We start from the raw sequence: 19,564 nt of genomic DNA on the forward strand, positions 1-19,564 counted from the left end.
GACTTTACCGCGTCGGGCCCCCGCCGCCGATGCGGACGCCCCGTTGCACGCGCACCCGGCGCACACGACTCCGCGGTCACCCCGGGCCCGCTCGGGCACCTCGGACCCCGCTCGGCCGCCCCGGCGCCCGCTCGGGCACCTCACGCCCTCGGCCCTCCCCGGCCTCCGGGCCGCCCTCAGGCCCGCTCGGGCTTGGCGCTGCGGGACATCAGTTCCTTCAGGGCCACGTGCGGCGACTTGCCCTCGTGGACGATCCCCACGACGGTCTGCGTGATCGGCATCTCCACGCCGTGCCGCCTGGCCAGGTCCTGCACCGACTGGCAGGACTTGACACCCTCCGCCGTCTGCTCGGTGACCGCGATCGTCTCCTGGAGCGTCATGCCCCGGCCGAGGTTGGTGCCGAAGGTGTGGTTGCGGGACAGCGGCGAGGAACACGTGGCGACCAGGTCGCCCATGCCGGCCAGGCCCGCGAAGGTGTGCGCCTCGGCGCCCATGGCAAGGCCGAGCCGGGTCGTCTCGGCCAGCCCGCGGGTGATCAGCGACGCCTTGGAGTTGTCGCCCAGACCCATGCCGTCGGCGATGCCCACCGCGAGCGCGATGACGTTCTTGACGGCACCGCCCAGCTCGCAGCCGACCACGTCGGTGCTGGTGTAGGGCCGGAAGTAGGGGGTGTGGCAGGCGCTCTGCACCGCCCGCGCCGCCTCCTCGTCCGCGCAGGCGGCCACCGCGGCGGCGGGCTGGCGGGCGGCGATCTCCCGGGCGAGGTTGGGACCGGTCAGCACGGCGACCCGCTCGGCGGGCACACCGGCCACCTCCTCGATCACCTCGCTCATCCGCTTGGCCGTGCCCAGTTCGACGCCCTTCATCAGGGAGACGAGCACGGTGCCGGGATGCAGCAGTTCCCGCCAGGACTCCAGGTTGGCGCGGAGCGTCTGGGAGGGCACGGACAGCACCGTGAAATCGGCGTCCCTCGCCGCCTCCGCGGCCTGTGTGGTGGCCCGCACCCCTGCCGGGAGTTCCATGTCGGGGTGGTAGCCGGGGTTGCGGCGCGTGGTGTTGATCGCCTCGACGACCTCGGGCCTGCGGCCCCACAGGGTGACCCGGCAGCCGGCGTCGGCGAGCACCGCCGCGAAGGCGGTGCCCCAGGACCCCGTGCCGAAGACCGCGGCCTTCCTCGGGTGTTCCCGTGCTTCCCGCGCCTCCCCCCGCTCCCGGTCCCGGTCTTCCTCGCTCGCCCTCACGCGTTCTTCTCTCCCTCTGCCGCCTCGGCCGCGGCCGGAGCCGTACCGGGCTCGTCGTGCTGGTGGTGCGCGGCGTCCGTGCTCTCGCGCCGGGAACGCTGTTCCCGCCTCCGGGTGGCCGCCTTGCGCATGTCGTAGCGCTCGGCGGGCGCCGGCTCGCCGCGGACGACGGCGAGCTGCTCGGTGACGGCATCCATCATGACGTCCGTGACCTCGCGGAGCACCTCGGCGGTGGGCTCGCGGTCGTAGTAGGCGGACAGGTCGATCGGCGGTCCCGCCTGCACGGTGAGGGTCTTGCGGGGAAAGAGCCGCAGCTTCTTCTCCCTGGCGTACGGCGGCATCGCCAGGTTGGCGCCCCACTGGGCGACGGGCACGACGGGCGCCCTGGTCAGCAGGGCGACCCGAGCGGCGCCGGTCTTGCCGGCCATCGGCCACATCTGCGGATCGCGGGTGAGGGTGCCCTCCGGGTAGAAGGCCACGCACTCACCCTTCTCGATCGCCTCGACGGCGGCCCGGAAGGCGCCCACGGCGTCGGTCGACTCGCGGTACACGGGGATCTGCCCGGTGCCCCGCATGACGGCGCCGACGAAACCGCCCTTGAACAGGCCGACCTTCGCCAGGAAGCGCGGGACGCGGCCGGTGTTGTACTGGTAGTGGGCGTAGGAGAGCGGGTCGAGATACGAGTTGTGGTTGACGACGGTGATGAAGCCGCCGTCGTCGGGAATGTTCTCCATTCCGCGCCAGTCCCGCTTGAAGAGGAGAACCAGCGGCGGTTTCGCCAGGAAAGCGGCGAGCCGGTACCAGAAGCCGATCTTCCTGCGTTTGCCGTCACTCCCCGCCATCGTCCGCCCCCTTGTTCCCGTTGTTCCCGGCATGTGTGGCCGGTGGTCTCGGGGTTGCTCCCGGTGCGGGCACGATGAGGCGGGACACCCGGACACCATCTCCTTTAGGGGGCTCCTTGTGGGGCCCATCCGCTGGGGGCCAATCGACAACCGCACAAGTGTCGCCACCAACCGCCCCGCTGTCGAGCACACTGTCCGTGCCCGGTCGCGGGGCACACGGTAACCCCACCCCCGCACCGGCGCCGGGCGGGCAGGCGAGAATGGGGCCGATGCAGCCCCATGTGACGCCCGTGGCCTGGACCCTCGTGGTACCGCTAAAGCCTCTGACTCGGGCCAAGAGCAGGCTTGCGGGCGCTGCCCTGGGCGTTCCCCTGCCGCAGCTCGCGCTGGCGTTCGCACAGGACACGGTGCGTGCCGCGCTCACCAGCCCCGCGGTGCGCGATGTGGTGGTTGTCACGGACGATCCGCTGGCCGCGCGGGCGCTGGAGGCGCTGGGCGCCCACCGGGTACCGGACGAACCGCAGGACGGTCTCAACGCCGCTCTCGCCCACGGAGCGGCGGTCGCACGCGCCCGGCACCCGCACACCGCCCTCGCCGCGCTGAACGCCGATCTCCCCGCTCTGCGCCCCACCGAATTGACGCGCGTGCTGAATACGGCCGCATATTTCCACCGCGCTTTTCTGCCCGACGCCGCGGAAATCGGAACAACGCTGTTGACGGCACTGCCCACCGCCGCTCTTTCCCCCGCTTTCGGTGGTCCCTCGCGAGCCCGGCACCGGGCGTCAGGGGCGCGGGAACTGGACCCGCCGCAGGTCCGAAGCGTGCGCCAGGACGTGGACACGCCCGCCGATCTGCGGGCCGCACTGGCGCTGGGCGTCGGCGACTCCACCGCCGGACTGCTCGCGAGGCGGGCGGCCGACCACTGCGGTTGGGGCCTCTCGCGCGAGAGGCCCTAGGGTCTTTCGTTTGGATCTGGCTGGATCAGGGAGCGGGTTCCGGTGCGTGCTCTCGCAAGGCGGAGGAGGGAGTCCCTGCGGAGCAGCGGCGACTGACGACAACGCCGCGAGAGTGCGTGCCGGGGCCCGCGAGCCCAGCAAGATCCGAGCGAGAGGCCCTAGGCTGCGGGTATGCAGGCCACGGCATACACCTACGATCCGGACTCCCGCTCGGGCAGCGTGCTGCTGGACGACGGCACCCCGCTCCCCTTCGACGCGGACGCGTTCAACGCGGGCGGCCTGCTGCTGCTGCGCGCGGGGCAGCGGGTGCGGATCGAGACCGCGGGCGACGGCACGGACCGCCGCGTGACCCTGGTGACGCTGCAGACCCTGTGAACGGCCGTCCGGGCGCCCGGACAGCGCCCCGGACGACGCGCCGGCGCCCGCGGGGTTCGGCGGGCCCGGCGGGCCCGGCAGAGGCGAGGCAGCGGGCTCGGCAAAAGCGGCGGGCCCGGCAAAAGCGGCGGGCCCGGCAGAGGCAGCGGGCGCCGGCGGAAGACGTGGGCGCCGCAAACGGCCGCGGGCCGGGCTCCCCCGAGGGAGCCCGGCCCGGCGTTGCCGACGCGGCATGGTGCCGCTTGCGATCCTTTCCCGGGGCCCTGGTCCGGGAGAGGGATCGTTTCGCCCCGCCGACGGGCGGGGCGGCGGAGTGCGGTGTCCGCCTCCGCGTCCTTACCGCCTGCGCGAGGTGGTCTTCTTCGCGGTGGTCTTGCGCGCTGCCGTCTTGCCGGCCGGAGCCTTCTTGGCGGTGCTCTTCTTCGCGGGGGCCTTCTTGGCCGTGGTCTTGGCCGGGGCCTTGGCCGGCGTCTTCTTGGCGGTGCTCTTCTTCGCCGTGCTCTTGGCCGGGGCCTTCTTGGCGGGGGTGGCCTTCTTGGCGGTGGTCTTCTTCGCCGCCGGGGCCTTCTTGGCCGTGGTCTTCTTGGCCGTGGCCTTCTTCGCACCCGCCTTCTTGGCCGTGGCCTTCTTGGTGGCCGTGCCCCCGGAGAGGCTGCCCTTGGGTGCCTTCTTGACCGCGACATCGTTCTTGGGGAGCTTCTTCGCGCCGCTCACCAGGTCCTTGAAACCGGCGCCCGCGCGGAAGCGCGGCACCGAGGTCTTCTTGACCCGGACGCGTTCACCGGTCTGCGGGTTGCGGGCGTAACGGGCCGGGCGGTCGACCTTCTCAAAGGAGCCGAAGCCGGTGACCGAAACACGCTCACCGGCGACGACCGCACGGACGATCGCGTCCAGTACGACATCGACCGCCTTGGCGGCGTCCTGGCGTCCACCGAGGTCATCTTGGATAGCTTCAACGAGCTGCGCCTTGTTCACGTCTTCCCCTTCGGAGACATTGCCGGAACGAATGTGTTCAGCTTTTTCGCACGTTAGGCAGATATATACCGCAAATCAAACACGAAACGGGCGAATCACCCTTGTGTCGCAACGAACTCGCCCGTCACGGAGTTCCGTCCGCGCACACGTCCCCCCGCCCTGCGGTGAATCGCCCCTCGTCGAGGTCGGCCATCAGACGCTCCAGACGCCGTTCGGCATCGGCGAGATCGTGTTTGGAAGCCGCGGTGATGACGAGCAGCTTCCGGGTCAGTGCGACCCGTGCGCTCTGTGGGATTTGCGGGGAGCGCACTCGCGAGTGCGCCTCCTTGAGTCGGGCGGCGAGTCGGTCGTAGAGCTCCAGTTGACCGTCGCGTTCCATGCGGTGATTGTGCCATCTGGGGTGAGTTGTCGCTTCCAGCGGGTCAGCGTCGGGCGGGTTCTCACGAGGTGTGGACAGCAACTCCGCTGGGCAGCAGCTGAGTTGACCCCCTCGCGACGAGTCGTGCTGGCGCGTCGCGAACGGCACTGTTCCTTAGTGCGACAGGAGCCGACGTCAAGACTAATTCACGTCATTCAGTGGCGCACGCGTACTCCTGCCCGAGTCCTTGCCGCACAGCACCGCGCCCCCACCGGATACGGCGGGGGCGCGGAGTAGACCGGACAGGCGGTGAAGGGGGCTCAGGCGGCCAGCGTCCGGGGCTTGAAGGCCGCTCGGGAGGCCTCGAACTCGGCGATGGCCTCCTCGTTCTTCAGAGTGAGGCTGATGTCGTCCAGCCCCTCCAGCAGCCGCCAGCGCGCGTTCTCGTCGAGCTCGAAGTCCGCCTCGACACCGGGGGCCACGACCTTGCGGTGCACCAGGTCGACGGTCACCTCGGCGGTCGGTTCCGCCTCCGTCAGCTCCCACAGCGCTTCCACGGTCTCCTGCGGCAGCACGACCGTGAGCAGGCCGTTCTTCAGCGAGTTGCCGCGGAAGATGTCGGCGAACCGGGAGGAGATGACGGCCTTGAAGCCGTAGTTCTGCAGGGCCCAGACCGCGTGCTCGCGCGAGGACCCCGTACCGAAGTCGGAGCCCGCGACCAGCACCGTGGCGCCCTGGTGGGCCGGCTGGTTGAGCACGAAGTCCGGGTCCTTGCGCCAGGCCTCGAACAGCCCGTCCTCGAAACCGTCGCGTGTGACCTTCTTCAGCCAGTGCGCGGGAATGATCTGGTCGGTGTCGACGTTGCTGCGGCGCAGCGGCACGCCCCGGCCTGTGTGGGTGGTGAAGGCTTCCATCTGTTGCGTCTCCCTCGGGTGCCTTGCGCTTGTCAGACCGTGGCCGGTTCGCGTACGTCGGCCAGGTCGGCGGGCGAGGCCAGATGGCCCAGTACCGCCGTCGCCGCCGCCACCTGCGGCGAGACCAGGTGGGTGCGCCCGCCCTTGCCCTGCCTGCCCTCGAAGTTGCGGTTCGAGGTGGAGGCGGCGCGCTCACCCGGCTGGAGCTGGTCGGGGTTCATGCCCAGGCACATCGAGCATCCTGCGTGCCGCCACTCGGCGCCGGCGGCGGTGAACACCTTGTCCAGGCCCTCCTCGACGGCCTGCAGCGCCACCCGGACGGACCCGGGTACCACCAGCATCCGCACACCGTCCGCCACGCTGCGGCCCTCCAGCACGGTGGCCGCCGAACGCAGGTCTTCGATGCGGCCGTTGGTGCACGAGCCGACGAAGACGGTGTCCACGGCGACCTCGCGCAGCGGCTGACCGGCGCTCAGGCCCATGTACTCCAGGGCCTTCTCGGCGGCCAGTTTCGCACTGGCGTCCTGGAAGGTGGCCGGATCCGGCACCGACTGGGACAGCGGCGCTCCCTGGCCGGGGTTGGTGCCCCAGGTGACGAACGGCGCCAGCTCGGAGGCCTCGATGACCACCTCGTGGTCGAAGACGGCGTCCTCGTCGGTGCGCAGCGTCTTCCAGTAGGCGACCGCCGCCTCCCACTCCTCGCCCTCGGGGGCGTGCTCCCGGCCCTGGACGTAGCGATACGTCGTCTCGTCCGGGGCGATCATGCCGGCGCGGGCGCCCGCCTCGATGGACATGTTGCAGATCGTCATCCGGGCCTCCATCGACAGCTTCTCGATGGCCTCGCCGCGGTACTCGATCACGTAGCCCTGGCCGCCGCCGGTGCCGATGCGGGCGATGATCGCCAGGATCAGGTCCTTGGCGGTGACGTCCTCGGGCAGCTCGCCGTTCACGGTGACCGCCATGGTCTTGAACGGCGCCATCGGCAGCGTCTGGGTCGCCAGCACGTGCTCGACCTGCGAGGTGCCGATACCGAAGGCCAGCGCCCCGAAGGCGCCGTGGGTGGAGGTGTGGCTGTCGCCGCAGACCACCGTGGTGCCCGGCTGCGTCAGCCCCAGCTGCGGGCCGACGACGTGGACGACGCCCTGTTCGACGTCGCCCAGCGGGTGCAGCCTGACGCCGAAGTCGGCGCAGTTCTTGCGCAGCGTCTCCAGCTGGGTGCGCGAGACGGGGTCGGCGATCGGCTTGTCGATGTCCAGGGTCGGGGTGTTGTGGTCCTCGGTCGCGAGGGTCAGATCGGTACGCCGCACGCTGCGGCCCGCCTTGCGGAGACCGTCGAAGGCCTGCGGGCTGGTCACCTCGTGGAGCAGGTGGAGATCGATGAAGAGCAGGTCCGGCTCGCCTTCCACGCGCCTGACGACATGGTCGTCCCAGACTTTCTCCGCGAGTGTGCGTCCCATCGCTTTCCCTCCGGCCGGCAGCGCTGCCGACCACATGTCGAGATGCTTTCCGCCGCCCCCAGCCCTCGGCCGGGGGGACCCCCTGGAGCGGCGGCCGTCCTTCAAGGTTGGCGGGTCGCCCGGAAAATTGAACTTGCGTTTCACACTTTGAGACGCGAGTATCGACGCATGGACAACTCTAGCGGCGTCGGCGTTCTCGACAAGGCGGCTCTGGTACTGAGCGCTCTGGAGTCCGGTCCGGCCACCCTCGCCGGGCTGGTCTCCGCGACCGGGCTCGCGCGCCCCACGGCGCACCGGCTGGCGGTGGCCCTCGAACACCACCGCATGGTGGCCCGCGACATGCAGGGCCGCTTCATACTCGGCCCGCGGCTGGGCGAACTGGCCGCGGCGGCGGGTGAGGACCGGCTGCTCGCCTCGGCGAGCCCCGTACTGACCCACCTACGGGACGTGACCGGCGAGAGCGCCCAGCTCTACCGGCGCCAGGGCGACATGCGCATCTGCGTCGCCGCCGCCGAACGCCTCTCGGGGCTGCGCGACACCGTGCCCGTCGGCTCCACACTGCCGATGAAGGCGGGTTCGGCCGCGCAGATCCTGATGGCCTGGGAGGAGCCCGAGCGGCTGCACCGCGGGCTGCAGGGCGCCCGGTTCACCGCCACCGCGCTGTCCGGCGTGCGGCGCCGGGGCTGGGCCCAGTCGATCGGCGAACGCGAACCGGGCGTCGCCTCCGTCTCCGCGCCCGTACGCGGCCCCTCCCACCGCGTCGTGGCCGCCGTCTCCGTCTCGGGCCCGATCGAGCGCCTGACCCGCCACCCGGGCCGCATGCACGCCCAGGCCATCGTGGACGCGGCGGCCCGCCTCAGCGAGTCCCTGCGCCGCCCGAACTGACGCCCCTTGCAGGCCGGCCGCACCGCCGACCGCCCCCACGCGCACCGGACCGCATCCGCCGGCTGTCGAAACCGACGGATGCGGTCCGGTGCGTGTGGGGCACCGCACACTCCGCCGACGTCACCGGACGGTCCGGCCGCAGCACGCCGCGGACCGCCCGGTGGCGCCGTGTCTCACGCTTCCGCTCCGGCCCCCAGCCGCTGGGCGGCCCGGTCGCGGCCACTCCCGACGGGCACCGCTTCGTGCGCCGCTGCCAGTCCGTAGCGCGGCATGTCGACGTAGACGGCTTCGCGGAGACCCGCAGGCACCACGTACGTCTCGTGCCAGATGCCGACCGCGCCGTCGGCCGCCCGGGCCCGGCGGTTGAAGGCGGCCCACGCCGGCCGGTGTTCCCTCTCCCCGGCCGACGCGTAGGACAGCAGTGTGTCGGTGGACTCCCAGTACTGGAGCACGGCGAACTCGCGCGGCCCGCTGAGGAGGACCCTGTGGGCGAGCAGCCCGTGGGCCGGTTCGGCCGCCAGTTCCCGCAGCATGCGCGGCATGGCCCGGAACACCGGCAGCCACGCGCGGACCGCCCGGAAGCGGTTGATCCGCATGCCGATGAGGAAGACCACCACGTCCCCCTCCGCCTCGGCCGTCATCCGCCCCCGCAGCACGGCATCACTCATGAGACCCCTCCCTGGGCCGACACTTTGGATAGTGGCACTACCCATGCTTGGATAGTGCCACTATCCAGACGTGAGCGCCAGGGGAAAGGAGAGACGATGCGGCTGGCCGAACTCAGCGCCCGCAGCGGTGTGTCGACCGCGACGATCAAGTTCTATCTGCGTGAGGGCCTCCTTCCGCCAGGCCGACGGCTCAGCGCCACCCAGGCCGAGTACGACGAGACGCAGCTGCGCCGGCTGCGGCTGGTCCGCGCGCTCATCCAGGTGGGCGGCGTCCCGGTGGCCACGGCCCGCGAGGTGCTCGCCGCCGTGGACGACGAGGGCCTCACCCGGCACGACAGGCTGGGCGCCGCGGTATGGGCCATCCCGCAGCCCGCGCCCGCCCGCACCCGCGAGGCGACGGCCGAGGAGACGGCAGCCGCCCGTACGCAGGTCGCAGCGCTGCTTCAGCGGCTCGGCTGGCCCATGGGGCACCTCGACTCCCCGCCCGGGCAGGCCCTGGTGCGCACCGTCGCGGCGCTGGCCGGTCTCGGCTACCCGCACGACGCGGAAGGACTGCTGCCCTACGCCCGGGTCGCGGAGCGCGCCGCCGAGGCGGATCTGGACATGCTGGAGCACTTCACGAGCGAGGAGGAGCAGGTGGAGGCGAGTGTGGCGCTGACGGTGCTGCACGAGCCCGTACTGCTCGCCCTGCGGCGGCTGGCGCAGGCCGAGGAGTCGGCCCGGCGCACCGGGCGGCCGGAAGACCGGTGAGAACGCCGAAGGCCCCGCACCTGTCGGTGCGGGGCCTTCGCGATCGAGTACCCCCGACCGGATTCGAACCGGCGCTACCGCCTTGAGAGGGCGGCGTGCTAGGCCGCTACACAACGGGGGCCCTACCTGCGATCCCGGCCTGTCGGACGGAATCCGTACCCCCGACCGGATTCGAACCGGCGCTACCGCCTTGAGAGGGCGGCGTGCTAGGCCGCTACACAACGGGGGCCTCGATCTCGCGGAAAAGGTGACCTTCGCGCGGATCTTGCTGGGCTACCAGGACTCGAACCTAGACTAACTGAACCAGAATCAGTCGTGCTGCCAATTACACCATAGCCCACCGAAACGCAACCCCCTGAGCCGCAACCAGCTGCGGGGATCTTGTCTGGGTGGCCGCCTCCGGTTCCGGCCTTTTCGGCCTGCCCCGTTCGGCGACAGGAAGAACATTACCCGATGGAAGACGGTGCTCCAAAACGAGTTCCGCCGGGCCCGCCACGGAGCACCGTCTTCCGTCCGAGGCCTACGAGTCCAGCTTCGCCAGGGCCGCGTCGACGCGCTCCAGGGTGCGGTCCTTGCCCAGCACCTGGAGGGACTCGAACAGGGGCAGGCCCACGGTGCGGCCTGTGACAGCCACGCGGACGGGGGCCTGGGCCTTGCCCAGCTTGAGGCCGTGTTCCTCACCGGCGGCCAGTACGGCCTCCTTGAGCGCGTCGGCGGACGTCCAGTCGGCGACGTCCAGCTTGCCGCGCGCCGTGCGCAGCAGGTCGGCCGAGCCCTCCTTCATGGCCTTCTGCCAGGACTTCTCGTCCTCCACCGGCTGGTCGAGGAAGAGGAAGTCGACGTTGTCGGTGATGTCGGAGAGCACCGTGAGCCGGGTCTGGGCCAGCGGGGCCAGCTCCTCGAACGCCTGCTGGGAGAAGTTCTGCGCCGGCCAGGGGGCGTAGGGGGCCTTCAGCCACGGCTCGCAGGCCGCGACGAAGGCGCCCAGTGGCATGTCCCGCAGGTGCGTGGCGTTGATCGCCTCGCACTTCTTGAGGTCGAAACGGGCCGGGTTGCCGTTCACGTCGTGGATGTCGAAGGCGGCGACCATCTCGTCCATCGAGAAGATGTCCCGGTCCTCGGAGATCGACCAGCCCAGCAGGGAGAGGTAGTTGAGCAGCCCTTCCGGGAGGAAGCCGCGCTCGCGGTAGAGGTTGAGGGCGGACTGCGGGTCGCGCTTGGAGAGCTTCTTGTTGCCCTCGCCCATGACGTAGGGCAGGTGTGCGAACTCCGGGACGCGCTTGGCGACGCCGAGCTCGATCAGCGCCTGGTAGAGGGCGATCTGGCGCGGGGTGGAGGAGAGCAGGTCCTCGCCGCGGAAGACGTGCGTGATGTCCATCAGCGCGTCGTCGACCGGGTTGACCAGCGTGTAGAGAGGGGCGCCGTTGGCACGCAGGATGCCGTAGTCGGTCACGTTCTCCGGCTGGAAGGTGATCTCGCCGCGCACCCCGTCGGTGAAGGTGATCGGCTCGTCCGGCATCCGGAAGCGGACGACGTGGCTGCGGCCCTCGGCCTCGTACGCGGCGATCCGCTCGCCGGACAGGTCGCGGCACGCGCCGTCGTAGCCGGAGGGGCGGCCCTCCTTGCGGGCCTGCTCGCGGCGCTGCTCCAGCTCCTCGGCCGTGCAGTAGCAGGGGTAGGCGTAGCCGCCGTCCAGGAGCTTGCGCGCGACGTCCGCGTAGATGTCCATCCGCTGGGACTGGCGGTAGGGGGCGTGCGGGCCGCCTCCGGCGACGAAGTCCCCCTCGGACACCTCGGGGCCCTCGTCCCAGTCGAGGCCCAGCCAGCGCATCGCGTCCAGCAGCTGCTCGTAGGACTCCTCCGAGTCGCGGGCCGCGTCGGTGTCCTCGATGCGGAAGACCAGGGTGCCGCCGGTGTGCCGGGCGTACGCCCAGTTGAACAGGGCGGTACGGACCAGGCCCACGTGGGGGTTGCCGGTCGGGGAGGGACAGAAACGCACGCGGACGTCCGTGCCCGCGGTCCCTTCCCTCCCGGAGAACTCAGTAGTCACGCTTGATCACCTTGTTGGTGAGAGTGCCGATTCCTTCGATGGTGACGGCGACCTCGTCGCCGACGTTGAGGGGGCCGACGCCCGCCGGGGTGCCGGTGAGGATGACGTCGCCGGGCAGGAGGGTCATCGCCTCCGTGATGTGCACGATCAGGTCCTCGATGGGCCTGACCATCTCGCTGGTACGGCCGAGCTGGCGCTGTTCGCCGTTGACCGTGCACATGATGCCGACGTCGGCCGGGTCCAGATCGGTCTCCGTCCACGGGCCGAGGGGGCAGGAGCTGTCGAAACCCTTGGCGCGGGCCCACTGCTTCTCCGTGCGCTGGATGTCACGCGCGGTGACGTCGTTGGCGCAGGTGTAGCCCAGGACGACGTCCCGTGCGCGTGCGCGGGGCACGTCCTTGCACATGCGGCCGATGACCACGGCGAGCTCCGCCTCGTGGTGCAGCTCGGAGGAGAAGGAGGGGTAGGCGATGGGGTCGCCGGGGCCGATGACGGAGGTCGACGGCTTGAAGAAGGTGACCGGCGTCTCGTCGACCTCGTTGCCCATCTCCTTGGCGTGCTCGGCGTAGTTCCGCCCGATCGCCACGACCTTGTTGGGCAGGGTCGGCGGGAGCAGCCTGACCTTGTTCAGGGGGAGCTTGTGGCCCGTGCGCTCGAACTCCGCGAAGGGGTGGCCCTTGATGATGTCGAGCACGGGGCCCTCGGGGGACGAGGGCTCGCCCTCCACGACGCCGAAACCCACGGTTCCGTCCAGGGAGAATCTTGCGATGCGCACGGGGGTCCTTTGATACCGGTGTCAATGGCTGGGACCCCAGCGTATTCCACCGGCCGCGCGGGGCGGGGCCGGGTGTTTTCGGCCCATGCCCCGCTCCTACGCTCCCCGGGACTGCCTTCTTGAGGTGCCCTTGGACGGGCTCGGCTGTGCGCTCCTCAGCGCAGCCGCGCCATCAGCGCGTGTTCCACCAGTGTGATCAGGGCGCTCTTGGCGTCGGCGCGGTGGCGGGCGTCCGTGGTGATGATCGGGGCGTCGGGACCGATCTGCAGAGCCTCGCGGACCTCTTCGGGTGAGTAGGGCTGGTGCCCGTCGAACCCGTTGAGGGCGATGACGAACGGCAGCCCGCTGTTCTCGAAGTAGTCCACCGCGGGGAAGCAGTCCGCCAGCCGGCGGGTGTCCACCAGCACCACGGCGCCGATGGCACCGCGCACCAGGTCGTCCCACATGAACCAGAACCGGTCCTGACCCGGCGTACCGAACAGGTACAGGATCAGGTCCTGGTCGAGCGTGATGCGGCCGAAGTCCATGGCCACCGTCGTGGTGGTCTTGTCGGCCGTGTGCGTGAGGTCGTCGATGCCGGCCGAGGCGGAGGTCATCACGGCCTCGGTGCGCAGCGGGTTGATCTCCGAGACCGCCCCGACGAAGGTCGTCTTGCCCACGCCGAAACCGCCGGCCACCACGATCTTCGCGGAGGTCGTCGAACGGGCTGTCGTATCCCCGACGGGCCCGGCGCTAGAGCTTCCGAAGTCCACTGAGCACCCTTTCGAGCAGTGTCACGTCTGGCTGGCCGTCGGCGGTGGTCTCGTCGCCACCGGGCTGGTGGATGGCCACGAGCCCGGCTTCGGCCAGGTCGGCGACGAGAATCCGGGCGACGCCGAGCGGGATGGTCAGGAGTGCGGAGATCTCGGCGACCGACTTGATCTCGTAGCACAGGCGGCAGATCCGCTGGTGCTCCGGGAGCTGTCCCTGGAGCTGGGCGGGGTCCGCCGTGGTGTGCACCAGCGCCTCGATGGCGAGCTGGTAGCGGGGACGGGTCCGGCCACCCGTCATGGCGTAGGGGCGCACCAGCGGCTGCTGCGGCGGCGGGGAGTGCTCGGCGCCTCGCTCGTTGGCGGCGGACATCTCACCGTGCGTGGGCTGCACCGGCTGGATACGGGACTGCTGGGGTCGCCGCTGCTGAGGCTGCGGTGCCTGGTGCGGCGACGGGTGCTGCGGCTGCTGCGGGGGCTGCGCCCCCTGGTCCGGCTGCGGCTGGTGGGGCGGCTGCGCCTGAGGGGGCGGCTGCTGCCCGTACTGGGGCTGCGCGGGGTGCGGGGGCCGACCGTGCTGCGGCTGCCCGTGCTGCGGCTGTTGGTTCTGGTGCGGCTGCCCGTGCTGCGGCTGCCGGCCCTGGTGCGGCGCGTGCGGCTGCCCGCCGGCAGGTCCGGTGGGCCGCTGGACGTGCTCACTGGGCGCCGAGGGGAAGTTGAAACGGTTCAGGAAGGGCGCGTCCCCGCCCGGGGCCGCGGCCGACTGGACGTCCTGCGGCTGGTCGGCTCGACCACTGCCGTACGACGACGGACCTCCTGGGGGCGTTGCCACGTTTCCTCCTCCGACTCACGGACATACGGCCGTCTGCGCTCACGGCACCTTATGGCGCCCGGACGCGATGCGCACGGCCGCGGGTCAGTTGTGCCCTAGTTGAGAAGACTGCCCTGCAGTTCCGCCCGCAGATCCGGGGTCAGGACGCCTCCCGCGCGGTCGACCAGCAGGGCCATCTCGTACCCGACCAGGCCGATGTCGGCCTCGGGATGGGCGAGGACGGCGAGCGAGGAACCGTCGGAGATGGCCATGATGAAGAGGAAGCCGCGCTCCATCTCCACCACGGTCTGGTTGACCACGCCGCCCTCGAAGATGCGGGAGGCACCGGACGTCAGCGAGGTCAGTCCCGAGGCGACCGCCGCCAGTTGGTCGGCGCGGTCGCGGGGGAAGCCCTCGGACATCGCGAGCAGAAGTCCGTCGGCGGAGACCACCACCGTGTGCGACACCCCGGGGGTGTTCTCCACGAAATTGGTGATCAACCAGTTCAGGTTCTGCGCCGCCTGGCTCATCGGGCTCACACTAACGCTCCTGATCGTAGGTGCTGCCGGGGCCGAAGCCCTGTCGGTCGGTCTGGTCGGGGTCGCCCGCGGTGCGTCCCTGGCGGATGCCGCGGTGCAGATTACTCAGCCTGCCCCGCACGTCCTCGGGCGCGCGGGAGACCAAGGGGCCGCCCCGCTGGTTCTCCTCCGCGGCGCCCGCGACCAGGTTGGCCCTGGGCACCCGCCGCGGCAGTCCGGAGGTGGTGATCCCACCGGCCTGCGGGTCGCGCAACTGGCCCGCCCTGTCCCAGCGTTCGTCGTTCTCGTTCCGCCGGGGCATTCCGGTTTCGTCCGGTGCGGGCTGCCGCGCGGGCTCCGCGGACGGTGCCTGGGCACCTGGCGCCGGGGCCGGGCCGCCCGCTCCCGCGTCCCCTTCCTGCGGCGCTCGCCCCGGCTCACGACGCGGGAGGCCCGCGTCGGTGGTGGTGCGATAGCTGCTCGGGAGGGGACCCTGATGGTCGAAGCCTACGCGCTCGGCATCCCCCTCTGCCATGCCGACGGAGGATTCCGCTTCCTGTTGCGGCGAGCCGTACTGGCTTTCGTACGGGGTGAGTTGGGGCAGGGCGGTCTGCTGCTCCGGGGCGCCGGGGAGCCCCGCGCCCGACCCGTCGAAGGGCTGCGGGTAGCCGGTCGGGTAGGGCTGGCCGTGCGGGCGGCCGTAGGGGTCGCGCGACTGGTCGTAGGCCTGTTCGTACCGCTGGTCGAACTGCCGGCCCTGCCCGGCGTCCGTGTACTGCTGCGCGGCGATCTCACCCGAGGGCTCGTAGCCCTGCGGGTATCCGCCGCTCTGGGCGTCACCGCCGCCGGGCTGCCCGAACGGGTCGGGCGTCTGCGAGGTGTGGGGCTGCGCGTCGTGGACCTGCCCGCCGCGGCCCGTGGCCCCGTACACGCCCTCCTGACCGGTGAACGGGCCCTGCTGCTCGGGGAAGTGCGGTTGCCGCTGGGGCTCCGGCGTGCCGCGGCCCTCCTCGGGGAACCGCTGACGGTCCGCCGGGCCCCGCGGCGAGGACGGGGCCGAGGCGCCGTAGCGCGAGTCGTCGAAACCCAGTTCCGCGGCCGAGCGGGAGTCGTCGTGCACCGGCCGCGGGGCCTCGTGCTGGTGCTCGGGGACGATCCGGGAGACGGTGAAGTCCTCCTCCGGACCCTGCTCCCCTCCCCCACCGTGGGTGATCACGTCGGGCAGCATCACCAGCGAGGTGGTGCCCGCCTGCTCGCCCGAGGGGCGCAGCTGGACGCGGATACCGTGCCGGTCGGCGAGCCGGCCGACCACGAACAGGCCCATGCGCTGGGAGACGGCGGCGTCCACCGTGGGCGGGTTGGCGAGCTTGTGGTTGATGTCCGCGAAGTCCTCGGCGGTCAGCCCGATGCCCTTGTCGTGGATCTCGACCATCATCCGGCCGTCCGGCAGCCGCGTCGCGGTCACCCGCACCTTGGACTGCGGCGACGAGAATGAGGCGGCGTTCTCCAGCAGCTCGGCCAGCAGGTGCACCAGGTCGTTGACGACCTGCCCGTGGATGTCCGTCTCCGGGATGCCGGTGATCTCGATGCGCTCGTAGTGCTCGACCTCGGAGGAGGCCGCGCGCAGGATGTCGACCAGCGGCACCGGCTCCGTCCAGCGGCGGCCCGGCTCCTCACCCGCCAGCACCAGCAGGTTCTCGCCGTTGCGGCGCATACGGGTGGCGAGGTGGTCCATCCGGAAGAGCTTCTCCAGCTGGTCCGGGTCGGCCTCGCTGTTCTCCATCTCCGTGACCAGGCCCAGCTGGCGCTCGATGAGGCCCTGGTTGCGCCGCGAGAGGTTCGTGAAGATCGCGTTGACGTTGCCGCGCAGCATCGCCTGTTCGGCCGCGAGCCGCACCGCCTCGCGGTGCACCTGGTCGAACGCGCGGGCGACCTCGCCGATCTCGTCCCTGCTGGTGAGCGGGATGGGCGCCACCCGCGTGTCCACCCGGCCCGGATCGGTACGGGAGAGCTGGTCGACGAGCATCGGCAGCCGCTGCTGGGCGACGTCGAAGGCCGCCGCCCGCAGCGCCCGCATGTTCTGGCTCATGGAGCGAGCCATCCGGCCGGCCACGACGAACGCGAGCAGCAGCGCCACCAGCACGATCACGGAGTTGATGATCGCGTCACGGCGGGCGTCGGAGGCGATGCTCTCCGTCTCCGCGACCGCGTCGCTGGTCAGCTTCGTCTCCACCGCACGGTAGGCGTCGAACGTGGCGGTGGAGGTCGCGAACCAGCTGTCGGTGGTGATGCCCTTGGCGCGCAGCTCACGGGCGGACGCACCGGAGCCGATGGCCTTGACCATCGCGTCCATGGAGGGCGGAGCCACGAACTTCTGCCCACTCGCGGTCGCCTTCTCGCGGGCCGCCTGTATCCGCTTGGCGCCTGCCTTCTTCGCCTTGGCGACCTGCTCCTTGAGCAGATCCACGTCCTCGGGACGGCCGCCGGAGGTGTACTCACCCAGGGCGATGCGCTCCAGGTAGTGGTACGAGGCCAGCGCGGTGAGCTGCGCCTCCTTGTCCTTGGCTGACGGCCCCGGCTTGACCAGCAGGTGGGTGCCCAGCGAGCGCTGGAGGGACTCGGCGGCCTTGGCCAGCGAGATGGCGTAGACGGTGCGGCCGTAGGAGGTGACGTTGCCGGTGCCCAGACCCAGCTCGTTGGAGAACTCCATCAGCGGGTGCTGGACGTCGACGTAGCCCTCCTCCGTCTGCACACCGCTCAGCTCCCCGGAGAACGCGGCGGTGCGCAGGGCGGGGAGCTTCGGCTCGACCTTCTCGAACGCGGCGAGCCGGCGCTTGAGGCCGGGGTTGTCCGGCAGGTGGGAGGCGGCACGCTTGAACCTCTTGGCAGCCGCGTCCGTGGCGTCCCTGGCCTTCTTGACCCCGGCGGCGTCCCGCTCCCCCTTCAGCAGCGGCTCTGCGGTCCTGTCCCGCTCGTCGATGAGGGCGTTGCCGTAATCGGCTGCCGCCTCGACGAGTTCGGCCGTACGCTGGGCCTCCTTGGCGTCCTGCCACGCGGCGATGTCGGACTCGACCTTGAAGCCGCCGAAAACGAGGGCGACGAGCACGGGTATGAGCAGGATCGCGTTCAGCCGGGTGGCCACGCGCCAGTTGCGCGCCGACCACCGGCTGCCACCACCGGTGGCCGGCACCGGACGGGGCGCGGAACCCTGTGGCCCGCGGGGCGCGGCGGGACGCGGCGGTGGGGTGAAGTTGCCTCGCGACTCCGCGGAGCCGCCCCCATCGGAGCGCTCCGGCGCCGGGCCCGGCGTACCCCTGGTCGTTCGCCTCACTCGACTTCTCACCTCTCGGTGCGCGACGCCTTCGGACGTACTGCGCCTGCGCTACTGCTGAGTTCAGGGAATTCCAGCACGTCAAAGCCGCCCCGTCCAAACACCTGACGGGTTACGGAGGGCTACGGAAGGCGAAGGAAGCCGCGGGGAGCCGGCGACGGAAAAACGGGCATTGGGGCCGTGCGACGCCAAATGGCCCGGGAACCGTACGCAGAGCGAAACGTTCCGCGCGCCCGGCGTGTTCACCCGGGCGCGTTTCTCTTTCGAAACGTTATGAACGTGAAGCCGTGACGGCCGCCGGACATGGCGAAAAACACAGCTCGCCGCGTGCCCGGGGCGTCAGAGGTACGGCGCTACTTGAGGCGGGCGAGCAGCGCGTGTTCCACCAGCGTGATCAGGGCGCTCTTGGCGTCGGCGCGGTGGCGGGCGTCCGTGGTGATGATCGGGGCGTCGGGGCCGATCTGCAGAGCCTCGCGGACCTCTTCGGGCGAGTAGGGCTGGTGCCCGTCGAACCCGTTGAGGGCGATGACGAACGGCAGCCCGCTGTTCTCGAAGTAGTCCACCGCGGGGAAGCAGTCCGCCAGCCGGCGGGTGTCCACCAGCACCACGGCGCCGATGGCACCGCGCACCAGGTCGTCCCACATGAACCAGAACCGGTCCTGACCCGGCGTACCGAACAGATACAGGATCAGGTCGTCGTCGAGCGTGATGCGGCCGAAGTCCATGGCCACCGTCGTGGTCGTCTTGCCACCGGTGTGGGTCAGGTCGTCGATGCCGGCCGAGGCGGAGGTCATCACGGCCTCGGTGCGCAGCGGGTTGATCTCCGAGACCGCCCCGACGAAGGTCGTCTTGCCCACACCGAAACCGCCCGCCACCACGATCTTCGCGGAGGTCGTCGAACGGGCGGGCGCGGGCACCCCGAAACCCTGCTGGCCGTGCTGGCCCATGGAGCCCATCGGACCCACCGGCGGAGCCGGCTGCCGCCCGGCCGGGTCCCTGTGCGGGCTAGAGCTTGCGAAGTCCACTGAGCACCCTTTCCAGCAGCGTCACATCGGGGGTACCGCCCGGGTCCGAGGCACTGCCCGGCTGGTGGATGGCCACCATGCCGGCCTCGGCCAGGTCGGCGACGAGAATCCGGGCCACCCCCAGCGGGATGGCCAGCAGCGCGGAGACCTCCGCGACCGACTTGACCTCACGGCACAGGTGGCAGATCCGCTGGTGCTCCGGGAGCAGCCCCTGCAGCTGCATCGGGTCCGCGTTGCTGCTCACCAGGGCCTCTATGGCGAGCTGGTAGCGCGGCCGGGTGCGCCCGCCCGTCATGGCGTAGGGACGCACCAGCGGCTGGTCGCCCTCACCACCGTACGGCGCATGGGCGTTGTACGCGCCGTACGGATCGTGCGAGGCGGGCGGCGGGGTCATGGCTCCTCCGAGCGAGGCATGGGGTCGGCGAACGGACTGTGGTGCTCAGGTGGGGGGAGCGTGACGATCAGTTGAGAATGCTTCCCTGGAGTTCCGCGCGTACGTCCGGAGTGAGTACGCTTCCGGCACGGTCCACCAACAGCGCCATCTCGTAGCCGACAAGGCCGATGTCCGCTTCCGGGTGGGCGAGAACGGCGAGTGAGGAACCGTCGGAGATGGCCATGATGAAGAGGAATCCCCTCTCCATCTCCACCACGGTCTGATTGACGACACCGCCCTCGAAGATCCGCGACGCGCCTGACGTCAGCGAGGACAGCCCCGAGGCGACCGCCGCCAGCTGGTCGGCACGGTCCCGGGGGAACCCTTCCGACATGGCCAGAAGCAGGCCGTCGGCGGAGACCACCACCGTGTGCGACACCCCGGGGGTGTTCTCCACGAAGTTGGTGATCAACCAGTTCAGATTCTGCGCAGCCTGGCTCATCGGACTCAA

Annotated in this window: 20 protein-coding genes and 3 tRNA genes; 4 read left to right on the top strand and 19 right to left on the bottom strand. The window is 70.9% G+C overall.

Annotated elements, in window-relative coordinates:
- Positions 1–176 precede the first annotated feature (176 nt).
- Together AB8Z75_RS03695 and AB8Z75_RS03700 are read right to left on the bottom strand one after the other, a co-directional pair.
- The gene (locus tag AB8Z75_RS03695; RefSeq protein WP_369199888.1) at positions 177–1,241 is read right to left on the bottom strand and encodes an NAD(P)H-dependent glycerol-3-phosphate dehydrogenase; all 1,065 of its coding nucleotides are present in this window, start codon (positions 1,239–1,241) and stop codon (positions 177–179) included.
- Positions 1,238–2,083 (bottom strand): lysophospholipid acyltransferase family protein, encoded by an 846-nt coding sequence (locus AB8Z75_RS03700; RefSeq protein WP_369199889.1) that lies wholly within the window; start codon positions 2,081–2,083, stop codon positions 1,238–1,240. Before AB8Z75_RS03700 ends, AB8Z75_RS03695 begins: the two co-directional genes overlap by 4 nt.
- 290 nt (positions 2,084–2,373) lie before the next feature.
- Here AB8Z75_RS03700 and cofC point away from each other — a divergent pair, with 290 nt between their 5' ends.
- Together cofC and AB8Z75_RS03710 are read left to right on the top strand one after the other, a co-directional pair.
- Entirely contained in the window at positions 2,374–3,039 is a 666-nt protein-coding gene (cofC, locus tag AB8Z75_RS03705) for a 2-phospho-L-lactate guanylyltransferase (protein ID WP_369199906.1), read from the top strand.
- A gap of 171 nt (positions 3,040–3,210) precedes the next feature.
- Positions 3,211–3,414, top strand: a complete 204-nt coding sequence (locus tag AB8Z75_RS03710; RefSeq protein WP_369199890.1) for a hypothetical protein — start codon at positions 3,211–3,213, stop codon at positions 3,412–3,414.
- A gap of 336 nt (positions 3,415–3,750) precedes the next feature.
- Here the strand turns inward: AB8Z75_RS03710 and AB8Z75_RS03715 are convergent, their stop codons facing one another.
- The 4 genes from AB8Z75_RS03715 to leuC form a co-directional block, all read right to left on the bottom strand.
- Complete coding sequence (locus AB8Z75_RS03715) at positions 3,751–4,389, bottom strand: HU family DNA-binding protein (RefSeq protein WP_369199891.1); 639 nt, start codon at positions 4,387–4,389, stop codon at positions 3,751–3,753.
- A gap of 124 nt (positions 4,390–4,513) precedes the next feature.
- Positions 4,514–4,768 (bottom strand): hypothetical protein, encoded by a 255-nt coding sequence (locus AB8Z75_RS03720; protein WP_242754749.1) that lies wholly within the window; start codon positions 4,766–4,768, stop codon positions 4,514–4,516.
- Between the two features lie 299 nt (positions 4,769–5,067).
- On the bottom strand, positions 5,068–5,661 hold the full coding sequence (gene leuD / locus AB8Z75_RS03725; protein ID WP_369199892.1) for a 3-isopropylmalate dehydratase small subunit: 594 nt from the start codon (positions 5,659–5,661) through the stop codon (positions 5,068–5,070).
- A 32-nt stretch (positions 5,662–5,693) separates the two neighbouring features.
- Positions 5,694–7,118, bottom strand: coding sequence for a 3-isopropylmalate dehydratase large subunit (gene leuC, locus AB8Z75_RS03730; RefSeq protein ID WP_369199893.1), 1,425 nt, complete (start codon positions 7,116–7,118; stop codon positions 5,694–5,696).
- 168 nt (positions 7,119–7,286) lie between these two features.
- Here leuC and ndgR point away from each other — a divergent pair, with 168 nt between their 5' ends.
- Positions 7,287–8,003 carry an IclR family transcriptional regulator NdgR gene (gene ndgR, locus AB8Z75_RS03735; RefSeq protein ID WP_369199894.1) on the top strand — a complete coding sequence of 239 codons (717 nt, stop codon included), beginning with the start codon at positions 7,287–7,289 and terminating at the stop codon, positions 8,001–8,003.
- 173 nt (positions 8,004–8,176) lie between these two features.
- Here ndgR and AB8Z75_RS03740 read toward each other — a convergent pair whose 3' ends face one another.
- On the bottom strand, positions 8,177–8,671 hold the full coding sequence (locus AB8Z75_RS03740; protein ID WP_369199895.1) for a DUF4188 domain-containing protein: 495 nt from the start codon (positions 8,669–8,671) through the stop codon (positions 8,177–8,179).
- A 96-nt stretch (positions 8,672–8,767) separates the two neighbouring features.
- On the opposite strand from AB8Z75_RS03740, the gene AB8Z75_RS03745 reads away from it, so the two are divergent.
- Positions 8,768–9,421: a MerR family transcriptional regulator gene (locus AB8Z75_RS03745; RefSeq protein WP_369199896.1), complete on the top strand. Its 654-nt coding sequence runs from the start codon at positions 8,768–8,770 to the stop codon at positions 9,419–9,421.
- Between the two features lie 48 nt (positions 9,422–9,469).
- Here AB8Z75_RS03745 and AB8Z75_RS03750 read toward each other — a convergent pair.
- The 12 genes from AB8Z75_RS03750 to AB8Z75_RS03805 form a co-directional block, all read right to left on the bottom strand.
- A tRNA-Glu gene (locus tag AB8Z75_RS03750) sits at positions 9,470–9,542 on the bottom strand.
- A 35-nt stretch (positions 9,543–9,577) separates the two neighbouring features.
- Positions 9,578–9,650: transfer RNA gene (locus tag AB8Z75_RS03755), tRNA-Glu, on the bottom strand.
- Between the two features lie 39 nt (positions 9,651–9,689).
- A tRNA-Gln gene (locus AB8Z75_RS03760) sits at positions 9,690–9,761 on the bottom strand.
- 180 nt (positions 9,762–9,941) lie between these two features.
- A complete protein-coding gene (gene gltX / locus AB8Z75_RS03765) occupies positions 9,942–11,471 on the bottom strand; it encodes a glutamate--tRNA ligase (RefSeq protein ID WP_369199897.1) in 1,530 nt (509 codons plus the stop codon).
- Complete coding sequence (locus AB8Z75_RS03770; RefSeq protein ID WP_369199898.1) at positions 11,461–12,246, bottom strand: fumarylacetoacetate hydrolase family protein; 786 nt, start codon at positions 12,244–12,246, stop codon at positions 11,461–11,463. The genes gltX and AB8Z75_RS03770 overlap by 11 nt, the downstream gene beginning before the upstream one ends.
- A 155-nt stretch (positions 12,247–12,401) precedes the next feature.
- The gene (locus AB8Z75_RS03775; protein ID WP_242754739.1) at positions 12,402–12,998 is read right to left on the bottom strand and encodes an ATP/GTP-binding protein; all 597 of its coding nucleotides are present in this window, start codon (positions 12,996–12,998) and stop codon (positions 12,402–12,404) included.
- Positions 12,979–13,827 (bottom strand): DUF742 domain-containing protein, encoded by an 849-nt coding sequence (locus AB8Z75_RS03780; RefSeq protein ID WP_369199899.1) that lies wholly within the window; start codon positions 13,825–13,827, stop codon positions 12,979–12,981. The genes AB8Z75_RS03775 and AB8Z75_RS03780 overlap by 20 nt, the downstream gene beginning before the upstream one ends.
- A gap of 95 nt (positions 13,828–13,922) precedes the next feature.
- The gene (locus tag AB8Z75_RS03785) at positions 13,923–14,336 is read right to left on the bottom strand and encodes a roadblock/LC7 domain-containing protein (RefSeq protein ID WP_037792627.1); all 414 of its coding nucleotides are present in this window, start codon (positions 14,334–14,336) and stop codon (positions 13,923–13,925) included.
- A gap of 10 nt (positions 14,337–14,346) precedes the next feature.
- Entirely contained in the window at positions 14,347–17,514 is a 3,168-nt protein-coding gene (locus AB8Z75_RS03790) for a nitrate- and nitrite sensing domain-containing protein (protein ID WP_369199900.1), read from the bottom strand.
- A gap of 494 nt (positions 17,515–18,008) precedes the next feature.
- Positions 18,009–18,602 carry an ATP/GTP-binding protein gene (locus AB8Z75_RS03795; RefSeq protein WP_369199901.1) on the bottom strand — a complete coding sequence of 198 codons (594 nt, stop codon included), beginning with the start codon at positions 18,600–18,602 and terminating at the stop codon, positions 18,009–18,011.
- 58 nt (positions 18,603–18,660) lie between these two features.
- Positions 18,661–19,074 (bottom strand): DUF742 domain-containing protein, encoded by a 414-nt coding sequence (locus AB8Z75_RS03800; protein WP_114015943.1) that lies wholly within the window; start codon positions 19,072–19,074, stop codon positions 18,661–18,663.
- Between the two features lie 67 nt (positions 19,075–19,141).
- On the bottom strand, positions 19,142–19,555 hold the full coding sequence (locus tag AB8Z75_RS03805; protein ID WP_181856416.1) for a roadblock/LC7 domain-containing protein: 414 nt from the start codon (positions 19,553–19,555) through the stop codon (positions 19,142–19,144).
- Positions 19,556–19,564: the final 9 nt, after the last annotated feature.

This window comes from Streptomyces sp. PU-14G, assembly GCF_041028275.1.
Lineage (GTDB): Bacteria > Actinomycetota > Actinomycetes > Streptomycetales > Streptomycetaceae > Streptomyces.

Excerpts from the sequence above, each read along its gene's own strand:
- AB8Z75_RS03700 (WP_369199889.1), bottom strand. The coding sequence starts at position 2,083 with ATGGCGGGGAGTGACGGCAAACGCAGGAAGATCGGCTTCTGGTACCGG.
- AB8Z75_RS03710 (WP_369199890.1), top strand. The coding sequence starts at position 3,211 with ATGCAGGCCACGGCATACACCTACGATCCGGACTCCCGCTCGGGCAGC.
- AB8Z75_RS03720 (WP_242754749.1), bottom strand. The coding sequence starts at position 4,768 with ATGGAACGCGACGGTCAACTGGAGCTCTACGACCGACTCGCCGCCCGA.
- leuD (WP_369199892.1), bottom strand. The coding sequence starts at position 5,661 with ATGGAAGCCTTCACCACCCACACAGGCCGGGGCGTGCCGCTGCGCCGC.
- leuC (WP_369199893.1), bottom strand. The coding sequence starts at position 7,118 with ATGGGACGCACACTCGCGGAGAAAGTCTGGGACGACCATGTCGTCAGG.
- ndgR (WP_369199894.1), top strand. The coding sequence starts at position 7,287 with ATGGACAACTCTAGCGGCGTCGGCGTTCTCGACAAGGCGGCTCTGGTA.
- AB8Z75_RS03740 (WP_369199895.1), bottom strand. The coding sequence starts at position 8,671 with ATGAGTGATGCCGTGCTGCGGGGGCGGATGACGGCCGAGGCGGAGGGG.
- AB8Z75_RS03745 (WP_369199896.1), top strand. The coding sequence starts at position 8,768 with ATGCGGCTGGCCGAACTCAGCGCCCGCAGCGGTGTGTCGACCGCGACG.
- AB8Z75_RS03785 (WP_037792627.1), bottom strand. The coding sequence starts at position 14,336 with ATGAGCCAGGCGGCGCAGAACCTGAACTGGTTGATCACCAATTTCGTG.
- AB8Z75_RS03795 (WP_369199901.1), bottom strand. The coding sequence starts at position 18,602 with ATGGGCCAGCACGGCCAGCAGGGTTTCGGGGTGCCCGCGCCCGCCCGT.
- AB8Z75_RS03800 (WP_114015943.1), bottom strand. The coding sequence starts at position 19,074 with ATGACCCCGCCGCCCGCCTCGCACGATCCGTACGGCGCGTACAACGCC.
- AB8Z75_RS03805 (WP_181856416.1), bottom strand. The coding sequence starts at position 19,555 with ATGAGCCAGGCTGCGCAGAATCTGAACTGGTTGATCACCAACTTCGTG.